Annotated in this window: 11 protein-coding genes; 7 read left to right on the plus strand and 4 right to left on the minus strand. The window is 74.2% G+C overall.

From position 1 onward, the window contains the following. Positions 1-11 precede the first annotated feature (11 nt). On the plus strand, positions 12-1,067 hold the full coding sequence (locus BJ983_RS07235; protein ID WP_179793200.1) for a TerC family protein: 1,056 nt from the start codon (positions 12-14) through the stop codon (positions 1,065-1,067). A 105-nt stretch (positions 1,068-1,172) separates the two neighbouring features. Here BJ983_RS07235 and BJ983_RS07240 read toward each other — a convergent pair whose 3' ends face one another. Continuing rightward, positions 1,173-2,111 carry a tripartite tricarboxylate transporter substrate-binding protein gene (locus BJ983_RS07240; RefSeq protein ID WP_179793201.1) on the minus strand — a complete coding sequence of 313 codons (939 nt, stop codon included), beginning with the start codon at positions 2,109-2,111 and terminating at the stop codon, positions 1,173-1,175. A 62-nt stretch (positions 2,112-2,173) separates the two neighbouring features. On the opposite strand from BJ983_RS07240, the gene BJ983_RS07245 reads away from it, so the two are divergent. Together BJ983_RS07245 and BJ983_RS07250 are read left to right on the plus strand one after the other, a co-directional pair. Next, positions 2,174-3,823 (plus strand): ATP-binding protein, encoded by a 1,650-nt coding sequence (locus BJ983_RS07245; RefSeq protein ID WP_179793202.1) that lies wholly within the window; start codon positions 2,174-2,176, stop codon positions 3,821-3,823. Continuing rightward, a complete protein-coding gene (locus BJ983_RS07250; protein ID WP_179793203.1) occupies positions 3,795-4,535 on the plus strand; it encodes a response regulator in 741 nt (246 codons plus the stop codon). The genes BJ983_RS07245 and BJ983_RS07250 overlap by 29 nt, the downstream gene beginning before the upstream one ends. Before the next feature lies 1 nt (position 4,536). On the opposite strand, the gene BJ983_RS07255 is transcribed toward BJ983_RS07250, so the two are convergent. Continuing rightward, a complete protein-coding gene (locus tag BJ983_RS07255) occupies positions 4,537-6,015 on the minus strand; it encodes a citrate:proton symporter (protein WP_179793204.1) in 1,479 nt (492 codons plus the stop codon). A 166-nt stretch (positions 6,016-6,181) separates the two neighbouring features. Here BJ983_RS07255 and BJ983_RS07260 point away from each other — a divergent pair, with 166 nt between their 5' ends. The 4 genes from BJ983_RS07260 to BJ983_RS07275 all read left to right on the plus strand — a co-directional run bounded on the left by BJ983_RS07260 (position 6,182) and on the right by BJ983_RS07275 (position 11,165). Beyond that, a complete protein-coding gene (locus tag BJ983_RS07260) occupies positions 6,182-7,396 on the plus strand; it encodes an MFS transporter (RefSeq protein WP_179793205.1) in 1,215 nt (404 codons plus the stop codon). A 22-nt stretch (positions 7,397-7,418) separates the two neighbouring features. Continuing rightward, positions 7,419-7,832, plus strand: a complete 414-nt coding sequence (locus BJ983_RS07265) for a PPOX class F420-dependent oxidoreductase (protein ID WP_179793206.1) — start codon at positions 7,419-7,421, stop codon at positions 7,830-7,832. A 48-nt stretch (positions 7,833-7,880) separates the two neighbouring features. Next, positions 7,881-9,740, plus strand: coding sequence for an aspartate--tRNA ligase (aspS, locus tag BJ983_RS07270; protein ID WP_179793207.1), 1,860 nt, complete (start codon positions 7,881-7,883; stop codon positions 9,738-9,740). A 174-nt stretch (positions 9,741-9,914) separates the two neighbouring features. Continuing rightward, the gene (locus BJ983_RS07275; RefSeq protein ID WP_179793208.1) at positions 9,915-11,165 is read left to right on the plus strand and encodes a hypothetical protein; all 1,251 of its coding nucleotides are present in this window, start codon (positions 9,915-9,917) and stop codon (positions 11,163-11,165) included. 71 nt (positions 11,166-11,236) lie between these two features. On the opposite strand, the gene BJ983_RS07280 is transcribed toward BJ983_RS07275, so the two are convergent. Both BJ983_RS07280 and BJ983_RS07285 read right to left on the minus strand, forming a co-directional pair. Next, positions 11,237-12,394, minus strand: coding sequence for an aminotransferase class I/II-fold pyridoxal phosphate-dependent enzyme (locus tag BJ983_RS07280; RefSeq protein ID WP_179793209.1), 1,158 nt, complete (start codon positions 12,392-12,394; stop codon positions 11,237-11,239). Further along, a complete protein-coding gene (locus tag BJ983_RS07285; RefSeq protein ID WP_179793210.1) occupies positions 12,391-12,870 on the minus strand; it encodes an Lrp/AsnC family transcriptional regulator in 480 nt (159 codons plus the stop codon). The genes BJ983_RS07280 and BJ983_RS07285 overlap by 4 nt, the downstream gene beginning before the upstream one ends. Between the last annotated feature and the right edge of the window lie 94 nt (positions 12,871-12,964).

A 12,964-nucleotide genomic window follows, 5' to 3' on the forward strand; every position in this document is an offset into this window, starting at 1 on the left:
CCGGAGGAGCCATGTCGTCTGCTGTTGTCCCACCCGTCCCCGCCCCGAGCGGTGAGCCGTTCTGGGTCTGGGCCCTGACCATCGCCGGACTCGCGGCGATCTTCGCGGTCGATCTGTGGGCCGGTCGTCGGGCCCGCGAGGTGACGATGCGCGACGCGGCCCGCGGGGTGGCGATCTACGTCGGGCTGGCCGTCGTGTTCGCGGCGGGGATCTTCTGGTTCGGGGGCCGCGAGCAGGGCACCGCGTTCGTCGCCGGGTACGTCACGGAGTACTCGCTGTCGGTGGACAACCTGTTCGTGTTCCTGCTGATCATGACCGCGTTCCAGGTCCCGAAAGCGTTCCAGCACCGGGTGCTGCTGGTCGGGATCCTCATCGCCCTGGTGATGCGCGGCGGGTTCATCCTCGCCGGCGCCGCGGTGATCGAACGGTTCTCCTGGGTGTTCTACCTCTTCGGCGCCTTCCTGGTGATCACCGCGGTGAAGGTCTGCCTCGAGAAGAGCGACGACTCGCACGAGTTCAGCGAGAACGCCCTGCTGCGTCTCGTGCGGCGCGCCGTCCCGGTGACCGACACCTACCGCGGGACTGCCCTCTGCGTGTGGGAGGCGGGGCGGTGGATGATCACCCCGATGCTGATGGTGATGATCGCCATCGGGCTGACCGACCTGCTGTTCGCCCTGGACTCCATCCCGGCGATCTTCGGGCTCACCAAGGACCCCTACATCGTCTTCACCGCCAACGCCTTCGCCCTGCTCGGGCTGCGCCAGCTCTACTTCCTGCTCGGCGGGCTGCTCTCCCGGCTGGTGTACCTGCAGTACGGGCTCGGGGTGATCCTGGCGTTCATCGGGGTCAAACTGGTCCTCGAAGCCCTGCACACCAACACCGTGCCGTTCATCCACGCCGGCCGGCCGGTCGAGGTGCCGCTGATCGGGATCGAGCTCTCCCTCGCCGTGATCATCGGCGTCCTCGCCGTCACCACCGTCGCCAGCCTCATCCGCACCCGCGGGCAGGGGCAGCCGGACGGCGGGGACCCCGAGCAGTCCGAGCGAACGGCACTCTCGCGCACGTAGATGCTGCGAGCGGGCCGCTCGTGCAGACCTCCCGTCTGCGAGGGTCACGTCAGGCAGGTCCTGAGGCGCCCGGAGCTGCCTGGTGTACGTCTCGCGACGGTGAGCTCAGGGCGCGCCGGCGAGGGCGGCACGCACCCGGGCCCGCTCGGCGTCGAGGAACGACCCGAACGCCGCGCCGGTGAGGGGCGCGTCGGTCCACCCGTTGCGGGCGACCGCGGCGCGCCAGGCCGCGGTCGAGCGGACGTCCGCGGCCAGGGCGGTGAGCCGGTCGAGGTCGGCCGGGGCCAGGTCGGGCGGCGCGAGCAGGCCGCGCCAGTTCTCGAAGACCACGTCGACGCCGGCCTCGCGCAGGGTCGGTGCGTCGACGCGGGTGGAGCGGCTCGCCGAGGTCACGGCGAGGGTCCGGACCGTGCCGAGGTCCACCTGCGGCGCGGTCTCCGCGAGCCCGGTGACCGCCACGGCCACGTCGCCGCGCAGGACGGCGGGGAGCAGCGCGTCCCCGGGCAGCGCGGTGTAGCGCAGCGCCCCCGGCGGGAGGCCGATCGCGGCGGCGAGCCGGGACGCCACGAGCCAGTCGGGACCGCCGCGGGCGGAGATCCCGCCGACCACCACCCGCGTCGGGTCAGCCCGCCACGCCGCCACGAGGTCGCCCAGGGTGCGGTACGGCGAGGCGGCCGGGACGGCGACGAGTTCCGGCTCGGTGATCAGCCGGGCCACCGGGGTGGCGCGCAGCCCGCCCGGACCACCCCCGTCGTCGGGAACGGCCCCCAGCAGCCCGAGGCCCATGACCATGAGCAGGTCGGGCCCCGAGTGCTCCGCCGCGAGGCGGGCGAGGGCGGCGCGCCCACCGTCGCCCGGCACGACGACGACGGCGGGGCCGGGCTCGCTCTCCTGCTCGGCGAGGGCGGCCGCGAGGGTGCGGGCGGTGAGGTCGTAGCCGCCGCCGACCTCGGTGGGGACGAGCAGGCGCAGGTCACCGGTGCCACTGGCGCAGCCCCCGAGGAGCACCAGCAGCACGGCGAGGACCAGGCCCGCTCGTCGCACGACGATCACTGTCCCATCCGTCCCGCGTGTCACCCGCCCGCCGAGGCGCCAGACTGCTCGACGTGACCGAGCCGCCCGCGACCCCTACCCGGGGGTGGGGCCGCCGCAGCACGCTGGCGGGCCAGGCGCTGGCCCTGCAGCTCGGGGTCGTGGCGCTCGTCCTCGTGGCGGTCGCGGCGGTGAGCGTCACGCAGTCCCTCGCCGCGTTCACCCGCACCGAGAGCCGGCGGGTGCTGGCCGTGGCCGAGGACGTCGCGGTGGACGGCGTGGTGCGCCAGGCGCTCCGCGCGCCCACGGTCTCGCCGCGCAACCCGGTGACCGCGGTCGCCGACGGCGCCCGCGCCGTCTCGGGGGCCACCGCCGTGGTGGTCACCGACGCCGATCTCACGGTCGTCACCGCCACCGACCTCGCCCTGGTCGGCACCCCGTTGAGCACCGCCGACGCCGACGGCGGGGAGCCGAGCCGGGTCGCGGAGGGCCGCAGCTGGACCGGCTACCTCCGCCTCACCCCCGACGGTCCGCTCGCCGTCGCGGCCCAGGTCCCGGTGCTCGCGACCGACGGCCGGCAGATCGGTGCGGTGGCGGTGACGAGCAACCTGCCGAACGCCCTGACCCGCCTGGCCGCCTCCGCGCCGGACCTGCTGACCTACCTCGGCCTCGCGAGCGCGCTCGGCGTCGTCGGGTCGCTCCTGCTCGCCCGGCGGGTGAAGCGCCAGACCCTCGGGCTGGAACCGCGGGAGATCACCGCCCTGGTCCAGCAACGGGAGGCGATGCTGCTCGGGATCCGGGAAGGCGTGCTCGGTGTCGACGCGGACGGCCGCGTGGTGCTGGTCAACGACACCGCGCGGGAGCTGCTGGGGCTGCCGGAGCGCTCGGTCGGGCGCACCCTCACCGAGCTCGGCGTCGACCCCGACGTGCGCGAGGTGCTGAGCGGACCCGACCGCACCGCGGAGGACGCCGTCATCCCGCGCGCCGACGCCGTCGTCGTCGCGAACCGGCGGCCCTTCGTGGTCGACGGGACGGTGCGGGGATGGGTGACCACCCTGCGCGACCGCACCGAGCTCGCCGCGCTGCAGCGCGAGCTGGGCACCACCCGCGGCACCACCGAGACGCTGCGGGCCCAGGCGCACGAGTTCTCCAACCGGCTGCACACCATCTCCGGGCTCATCGAGATCGGCGAGTACGACGAGGTGGTCCGCTACGTCGGGACGCTGCAAGGGTCCGCGGAGGACGACGCGGCCGTGACGGGGCGTGTCGGGGACCCGTCGCTCGCGGCCCTGCTCGTCGCGAAGGCACGGCTGGCGCGGGAGCGGGGCGTGGTCCTCGAGGTCACCGGATCGCTCGGGCGGGTCTCCGACGACCTGTCCGCGGACCTGGTCACCGTGGTCGGCAACCTCGTCGACAACGCGCTGGACGCCCTCACCGGGGGCACCGTGACGGTGGACCTCGCCGACCCGGACGGCGACGTCCACGTCGAGGTCTCCGATGACGGCCCCGGCGTCAGCACCGACCCGCCGGACGCCGTGTTCGGGCGGGGCGTGTCGACCAAGGGCGACGGGCGCGGCATCGGGCTGGCCCTGGTGCGGGCGGTCTGCGTCCGCCGCGGGGGAGAGGTCGCGGTGACGTCGCGGTCGGGGGAGGGTGCGGTGTTCACCGCACGACTGCCGAGGGAGAGGACAGCGGATGACCGACGGGTCGGCGTCGGGCGGTGACGCCACCGAAGCCCTGCGCGTCCTGGTCGTGGACGACGACTTCATGGTCGCGAAGGTCCACGGCGGGTTCGTCGCGCGGACCCCCGGCTTCAGCCCCGTCGGGGTGGCGCACAACGGGGCCGAGGCGCTCGCCCGCGCGGTCGAGCTGCGCCCGGACCTCGTGCTGCTCGACCTCTACCTGCCCGACCGCAGCGGCCTGGACGTCCTCGCCGACCTGCGGACCGCGGTGCCCGACGTCGACGTCCTCATGGTCACCGCCGCCCGGGACGCCGAGACGGTGCGCGCCGCCGTGCGGGGCGGGGTGGTGCACTACCTGATCAAGCCGTTCGGGTTCGAGGACCTGCGCGACCGGCTCCTGCGGTACGCCGCCGGCCGGCGGGCCCTGCCCGCCGAGCAGGACGCCGACCAGTCCGCCGTCGACCAGCTCTTCGGCGGCGGGCGGCCGGCCCCGGCGCCGTCGGGGCCCGGCACGCGGACAGGCCCCCGGGCGTCGTTGCCCAAGGGCCTGTCGGCGGAGACGGCGGATTTGGTCGCCGCCGCACTGCGGGCCGCCGAGGGCGACCTGTCGGCGGCGGAGACCGCGGAGCGGGTGGGGATCTCGCGGGTGAGCGCCCGGCGCTACCTGGAGTTCTTCACCGACGGCGGGCGGGCCGAGGTCCGGTTGCGGTACGGGACCGCCGGTCGGCCCGAGCGCCGCTACCGGGCGCTCTGACTCACGCCAGGAAGGGGATCGCGCCGACGAGCACCCCGACCACGAGCATCGCGACCGAGGCGAGGCCCGCCATCCAGAGCGCCTTGCGGTGGTGGTCGCCCAGGTCGACCTTCGCCAGCGCCACCAGCAGCAGGATCGCCGGGACGAGCGGGCTCTGCATGTGGACCGGCTGCCCGACGATGGAGGCGCGCGCCATCTCGGCGGGAGAGATGCCGTAGTTCGCGGCGGTCTCGGCGAGCACCGGCAGCACGCCGAAGTAGAAGGCGTCGTTCGACATCAGGAAGGTCAGCGGCATCGAGATCAGCGCGGTGACCACGCCCATGAAGGGGCCGAACGACGCCGGGATCACCGACACCATCCACTGCGCCATCGCGTCGACCATGCCGGTGCCGTCGAGGATGCCGATGAGCACGGCGGCCGCGAGGACCATCGAGACGACCGAGACGACGGACCCGGCGTGGGCCTTGAGCTCGGCGGCCTGCTCGTCGACCGAGCGGAAGTTCACGACGAGGGCGATCGCGCAGCCGATCATGAACAGCACGGCGATCGGGAGCACGTCGAGGATCAGCAGGCCCAGCATCGCGAGCGTCAGGGTCGCGTTGAACCAGTAGAGCCTCGGGCGCAGCGTGGCCCGGTTCGGGTCGAGCGCGTCGCCGACGCCGTCGTCGTGGGAGTCGTCCCCGGTCGCGGGTGTGCCGGATCCGGTCCGGCCGACGGCGGGCGTGCCCGAGGGCGGCGTCAGGACGGTCGTCGCGGTGCCGGTCGACGTGGTCGTGGTCGTGGTCGTGGTCGAGCTGGTGCCGGCGGCCTCCGCGACGAGGACCCGCTCGGCCCCGACCAGGCGGCGGGCCTCGGCGAACGGGTCCGTGCCGAGTCGGGTGCGCTCGCGGCGGCCGAGCACCCACGCGAGGAGCAGCACCGTCGCGATACCACCGAGCATCGACGGGATCATCGGCACGAAGACCTCGGACGGCGAGATCTTCAGCGCGCTCGCCGCCCGGGCCGTCGGCCCGCCCCAGGGGACGATGTTCATGACGCCGTTGGCGACGCCGGCGACGGCGGTGAGGATGACCGGGGAGAGCCCGAGGCGCCGGTACACCGGGAGCATCGCGGCCACGGTGATGATGAACGTGGTGGAGCCGTCGCCGTCCAGGGAGACGACCGCGGCGAGCACCGCGGTGCCGACCACCACCTTGGCGGGGTCGTCGCCGACGACGCGCAGGATGCCGCGGACGATCGGGTCGAACAGCCCGACGTCGATCATCGTGCCGAAATAGATGATCGCGAACATGAGCAGCGCCGCGGTGGGCGCGAGGCTCTTCACCGAGTCGATGACCATGTCGCCCAGGCCGAGGCCGGCGCCGGCGAAGAGCCCGAAGATCGTGGGCACCAGCACCAGGGCGACGACCGGGGTGAGCTTCTTCGTCATGATCAGGGTCATGAAGACCCCGATCATGAGGAAGCCGAGGATGACGAGCACGGGGTTCCTCCTGGTGTGATCGACGACGACCGCTCCGGCGTGACGGGGACCACCGTGCGGGTCGACGCGGGGCGCGGTCGACGTTGGAGAACCGAAGCGCGTAGTGGTCGTAGTGGTCACGGGCGGAGCCGTTCTGGTCGTGGTCACGATCGGCGAGGCTCGGTCCGTGCGACGCGTCCCCGCCTGGTTCCTCGGCCTGCTGGTCTGCGTGTTCGCCACCCAGACCGCCCTGAACCTCGCGCGCCCGCTGGTCTCCTACCGGGCGATCGCGCTGGGGGCGGACGCGACGGCGGTCGGCGTCGTCACCGCCGCGTACGCGCTGCTGCCGATCGTCGTGGCGGTGCCGCTGGGCCGGGCGACCGACCGGCTGGGGCGCTCGGCCGAGGTGCTGCTGCTCGGCGTCGTGCTGCTAGGCGTCGGCCCCCTGCTGCTCGCCGGGGCGGACACGTTGGTCACGGTCGGGCTCGCCTCGACCGCGCTCGGCTTCGGCCACCTCGCCTTCATGATCGCCGCGCAGGGCCTGGTCGCGGCGCGCAGCGCGAGCGGTGACCTCGACCGGACCTTCGGCGTCTTCACCGCCGTCACCTCGGCCGGTCAGCTCGTCGGCCCGCTGCTCGCGGGTGCCCTGCTCGGCGATGCGAGCGGCGCGGCGCTCCTGCCCGCCAGCCGCACGGCGCTGCTCGTCGCCGGCGCGTGCGTCCTCCCCGCCCTGCCGGTCGCGGCGGTGACCGCCGCACGCCGGCTGCGTCGCGCGATCCCTCTTCCCGACGCCGGGGCGGCGCCGGAGGGCGGGCGCACCGGCATCCCCGCGCTGCTGCGCCGCCCCGGGATGCGTCCGGGACTGCTCGTCAGCCTCGCGCTGCTCGCCACCGTCGACCTCGTCACCGCCTACCTGCCGCTGCTCGCCGAGGAGCGGGGGATCGCCCCGTCCGTGGTCGGGCTGCTCCTCGGGGCACGGGCGGGCGCGTCGCTGGCCTCACGGCTGCTCCTGGCGCGCCTCGCGGCCCGGTGGTCGCGCTCGACCCTCGTCGTCGCGAGTGCGGCGGGTTCGGCGGTGGCCCTCGTGGTGGCCGCGTGGCCCGGCGCCGGGGTCCCGGTCCTCGCGGTCGCGCTGCCCCTGTGCGGGTTCTTCCTCGGGATCGGCCAACCCCTGACGATGACCCTGACGGTGCGCTCGGCCCCGGTCTCCGCCCGCTCGACGGCGCTCGCCCTGCGGCTGCTCGCCCACCGGCTCGGGCAGGTCGCGGTCCCGGCCGGCGCGGGCCTCGTCGCGGGGGCCACCGGCGCCGCGGGGGCGCTCTGGCTCGCGGGCGTCCTGCTCGCCGGATCGGCGGCCGCGGCGGCGGACGCCACGCGCCGCGGAGCGTTCGACGACGGCTGAGCTCCCGGGGTACTCCCCGGGCATGGACCTCGACCAGGCACGCTCCTACCTCCGCGAGCACCACCACGCCGTGCTCGCCACGACCCGTTCCGACGGCGCCCCGCAGCTCTCGCCCGTCGTCGTCGGGATCGACGACGACGGCGCCGCGGTGATCAGCACCCGGGAGACCGCGATGAAGGCGAAGAACCTGCGGCGCACGCCGCGCGCCTGGGTGTGCGTGTTCCCCGACGGGTTCTTCGGCGAGTGGGCGCAGGTGGAGGGGGACGTCGAGATCGTCGACCTGCCCGCGGCCCACGAGCCGCTGCGGGCGCTCTACCGACAGGTCACGGGCGGCGAGCACGACGACTGGGACGAGTTCGACGAGGCCATGCGCTCGGAGCGCCGGGTGGCGGTGCGGATCCACCTCGACCGGGCGGGGCCGAGCGTGAGCGGCTAGATAGCCTGGGAGTCTCCCCACCCGACGCGACCAGGAGATTCACCGCAGATGATGCGCACGCACCCCGCCGGCACGCTGCGCGCCGAGCACGTCGGCGCCACCGTCACCCTCGCCGGATGGGTGGCCCGACGCCGGGATCACGGCGGCGTGGTGTTCATCGACCTGCGCGACGCCTCCGGGGTCGTGCAGGTCGTCTTCCGCTCCGGCGAGGTCGCCGAGGCGAGCCACCGGCTGCGCGCCGAGTACTGCGTGCAGGTGGTCGGCAGCGTCGAGGCCCGCCCGGGGGGCAGCGAGAACGCCGACCTCGCGACCGGCGCCGTCGAGATCAGCGCGACCGAGCTGACCGTGCTCTCGGAGTCCGCGCCGCTGCCGTTCCAGATGGACGAGACGCCCGGTGAGGACGTCCGGCTGCGCTACCGCTACCTCGACCTGCGCCGCGAGGGCCCGGCCCACGCGATCCGGATGCGCTCGCGGGCGAACAAGATCGCCCGCGACGTGCTCTCCGACCGCGACTTCGTCGAGGTCGAGACCCCGACCCTGACCCGGTCGACCCCCGAGGGCGCGCGCGACTTCCTCGTCCCGGCACGGCTGCGCCCGGGCAGCTGGTACGCGCTGCCGCAGTCCCCGCAGCTGTTCAAGCAGCTGCTCCAGGTCGGCGGCCTCGAACGCTACTTCCAGATCGCGCGCTGCTACCGCGACGAGGACTTCCGCGCCGACCGCCAGCCCGAGTTCACCCAGCTCGACATCGAGGCGAGCTTCGTCGACCAGGACGACGTCATCGCGCTCGGCGAGGCCGTCATCGGGGCCCTGTGGTCGGAACTCGCGGGCTACGAGCTGCCCGCGCCGGTCCCGCGGATCACCTACGCCGACGCGATGGCGCGCTACGGCTCGGACAAGCCGGACCTGCGCTTCGGGATCGAGCTCACCGAGCTCACCGACTACTTCGCGGAGACGCCGTTCCGCGTCTTCCGTGCCCCGTACGTCGGCGCGATCGTGATGCCGGGCGGCGCGTCCCAGGCCCGCCGCACCTTCGACGGCTGGCAGGAGTGGGCCAAGCAGCGCGGTGCCCGCGGGCTGGCCTACGTGCTCGTCGGCGACGACGGCGAGGTCGGCATGGGCGGCCCCGTCGCGAAGAACCTCTCCGACGGCGAGCGGGAGGGCCTCGCGAAGGCCGTCGGCGCCGCCCCGGGCGACTGCATCTTCTTCGCCGCCGGGCCGCGCTCGTCCTCACGGGCGCTGCTGGGCGCCGCCCGCGGCGAGATCGCCCGTCGTCAGGACCTCATCGAGCCGGGCACGTGGTCGTTCGTGTGGGTGGTCGACGCGCCGCTGTTCGAGGCGGCCGACGAGGCGACGGCGGCGGGGGACGTCGCGGTCGGCTCCGGGCAGTGGACCGCCGTGCACCACGCGTTCACCTCGCCGACGCCGGAGTGGATCGACCGGTTCGAGGAGGACCCGGCGAACGCGCTGGCCTACGCCTACGACCTCGTCTGCAACGGCAACGAGATCGGCGGCGGGTCCATCCGTATCCACCGTCAGGACGTCCAGGAGCGTGTGTTCGCCCTGATGGGCCTGTCGGCCGAGGAGCAGCGGGAGAAGTTCGGCTTCCTGCTCGACGCCTTCTCCTTCGGCCCGCCGCCGCACGGGGGGATCGCCTTCGGCTGGGACCGCATCTGTGCGCTGCTCGCGGGGGTCGACTCGATCCGCGACGTGATCGCGTTCCCGAAGACCGGTGGTGGGTACGACCCGCTGACGGCCGCGCCCGCGCCGATCACGGCGCTGCAGCGCAAGGAGGCGGGGGTCGACGCGAAGCCCACGAAGCCGGCGGAGCCGGGATCGGGGACGCTGCCGGCGAACCCGGTGAAGCCCCAGGACCGGCCCGTGGAGGACCCCGGGACGCAGCCCTCCTGACGCCGGGTCCGGGCCCCGACCCGACGTTCGGTTGCGCGCCGTCGCTCTCACAATCGGTGACGCCGCGCAACCGTATCGTGGGGCTCGGCTCACTCACGTGCATCGATTCCGAAGGCCGTCGGAGCGAATTACTCGCGAGTAGTGCACGCCGCGGCCGGTAGGCTCCATCGTCTGATGACCCCGCTCACGGCCGATGACTCCGACACGCCCTCCGTCCTCGACGCCACGGCGCCCTCCGACCGTTCGGTCGAGCGCACGGTCGCGCTGGCCGAGGAACTCCTCACCCGCCGGGCCGGCGCCCGCGTACGGCTCGCGGATGCGGAGGATCTGGGCGGGAGTTCCCGGTCGAGGGTGGTGCGGGTCCGGGTCGCGCAGAACCCGTTCTCGCTGCCGCGCTCCCTCGTCGTGAAGCACTACCTCGGGGAGGCCACGGCCTCGGCCCGCACGTCGGCGACGGAGCGTGTCGATCCGTTCCCGTACGAGGCCGCCAGCTGCCAGCTGTTCACGGCCATGCCCGCAGGCGACCGGGCGACCCCCACGCTCTACGCCAACGACCCGCAGCGACGCCTGCTCGTGCTCGAGGACCTCGGCCGCGGCGCGACGCTGGCCGACAAGCTCCACGGCGGGGACGCCAAGGCCGCCGAGCGCGCCCTGCTCGGCGCCACCCGTGCGCTCGGGCGGCTCCAGGCGGCGACGGCCGCCCGCGAGGGGGACTTCGGCGCCCTCCTGCGCCGCTCCGGCGTCAAGCACTGGCGGGACCCGCTCGCCGACGACGCCCGCACCGCGCTCGCGGAGATCCCGGACCTGCTGGCCCACCGGCTCCGTGTCGAGGCCGCGCCCGCGGCGGTCGAGCACGCCCGCAGCGCCGCGGCGCTCCTGGGCGGCACGCGGTACCGGGCCTTCAGCCCGTCGGAGGTGTCGCCGGAGAACTGCCTGCTCACCGGCGCCGGTGCCCGGTTCCTCGACTTCGAGTGGGGCTGCTTCCGCGACGTCGCCTTCACGGCCTCGTCGGTGCGGCTGCCGTTCCCGGGGTGGGCGGCGCCGTACGCACTGCCGACCGGGATGGCCGAGGCGATGACGGCGTCGTGGCAGTCCGAGGTCGCCGGGGTGTGGCCCGAACTCGCCGACCCCGCCGTCGCCGGCCCGCGCCACCTCGCCGCGACGACGCTGTGGGTGTGGGTGTGCACGCGGTCGCTGCTGCCGCTCGTGGTCGGCGACGGGACGGTGCCCGAGCAGGTCGTCGTCGGGCGTCCGCCGATGCGCGCCGCGGCGGTGCTGTCGGGCTACTGGCAGCGCCTCGCGACCGACGCCGGTCGCCAGGGCGAGCCGGCCGTGGTCGACCTCGCCGAGGCGGTCGTCCGTGCGCTCGCCCCGTACGGCGGGCAGGTGCCGCTCCCGGTGTTCCCGGCCTTCGGCGGGCGCTGAGAGGCGCCCGGACCCGGCGTCGGGAAGCGGCGCCGGGAACCGGCCTCGGGAACTGACCTTCTGAAGCGACCTCAGGAACCGATGAAGCGCGCGATCCGCTCGAGCGCGGTCTCGAGCTGGGGGAGCGCGGTCGCGTAGGAGCAGCGCACGTGGCCCTCGCCCGAGGGACCGAACACGTTGCCGGGCACCACGGCGACCTTCTCCTGCGTGAGCAGGCCCTCGGCGAACTCCTCGGAGGTCATGCCGGTCGACGCGATCGACGGGAAGACGTAGAAGGCGCCGCCGGGCACGGGGCAGGTGAGCCCGAGCTCGTCGAGGCCCTTGGAGAAGAGGCGACGCCGCCGGTCGTAGTCGGCGACCATCTCGTCGACGTCGTCCTGGGCGGTGCGCATGGCCTCGAGGGCGGCGATCTGCGACATGTGCGGGGCGCACAGCATCGTGTACTGGTGGATGCGGTGCATGAGCTGCGCGAGCGGCTCCGGGGCGCAGGCGTAGCCGACGCGCCAGCCGGTCATCGCGTAGGACTTCGAGAACCCGCCGAGGGTCACCGTGCGCTCCGGGGCGCTCACGGCCGCCGGGGTGTGCGTGCCGTGGTAGGTGAGCCGGTCGTAGATCTCGTCGGAGATCAGCCACAGGTCGTGCTCGCGGGCCAGCGCCGCGAGGGCCTCGAGGTCGGCGGCGCTCTGGGCGCTGCCGGTGGGGTTGGACGGCGAGCCGAAGAGGATCGCCTTGGTGTTCTCCGTGATCGCCGCGCCGATGATCGCCGGGTCGAGCCGGTAGGCGTCGCCGGGGTCGAGCGCGACGGGCACCGGGATGCCGCCCGCGAACGCGACGCACGGCTGGTAGGCGACGTAGCAGGGCTCCGGGACGATCACCTCGTCGCCCGGGTTGAGCAGCGCCCGCAGCGTGAGGTCGAGGCCCTCGGAGACGCCGCTGGTGATCAGGCACTCGTCGGCTGCGCGGTAGCGCACGCCGTAGCGGTCGGCGAGGTCGTCGGTGATCGCCTCGCGGAGCTCGAGCAGGCCCGAGTTGCTCGTGTAGGTCGTCGCGCCGTGCTCGAGGGCGTGGATCGCGGCCTCGCGGGCGCTCCACGGCGTCGGGAAGTCCGGCTCGCCCACGCCGAGGGAGATGACCCCCTGCATGCTCTGCGCGAGGTCGAAGAACTTGCGGATTCCCGACGGCGGGATGGCCGCGACCGTGCGGGAGAAGGGCTTCTGCGGGGCGCTCACGGCGTCACCGACAGCCGCTGGTCGGGCTCGGGATCGGTGAGCAGTTGACCGTCGTCCTTGTAGCGACGCAGCAGGAAGTGGGTGCTGGTCGCCGTGACCCGGTCGACGCCCGAGAGCTTCTGGGCGACGAAGTCGGCGACCTCCTTCATGGAGTCCCCCTCCACCTCGACCCGCAGGTCCTGCGCCCCGCTGACCAGGTGCACCGCCCGGATCTCCCGGAAGCGCGCGATCCGCTCGGCGACGTCGTCGAACCCGCGCCCGCGCTCGGGTGCCACGGTGACGTCGACGAACGCGGTCACGCGCTGGTCGCCGAAGCGGTCCCAGTCGACGACCGTCTTGTAGCGCCGGATCACCCCGGACGCCTCCCACGCGGCGATGTGCTCGCGCACCGTCGCCTCGTCGATCCCGGTCAGCGTCGCGATGCGCTCGGCGCTCGCGTGCGCGTCGGACTCCAGCACGGTGAGGATCTCCCGCATGGTCGGTGACCCTAGTGGGGCCTCCACCGCGTCCGTGGCTGGCGGTTCAGCCGGAGTGGCAGGCGGGGCCGCCCGCCTCGGCCGCGAGGTGCAC

It is taken from the genome of Actinomycetospora corticicola, from assembly GCF_013409505.1.
GTDB lineage: Bacteria > Actinomycetota > Actinomycetes > Mycobacteriales > Pseudonocardiaceae > Actinomycetospora > Actinomycetospora corticicola.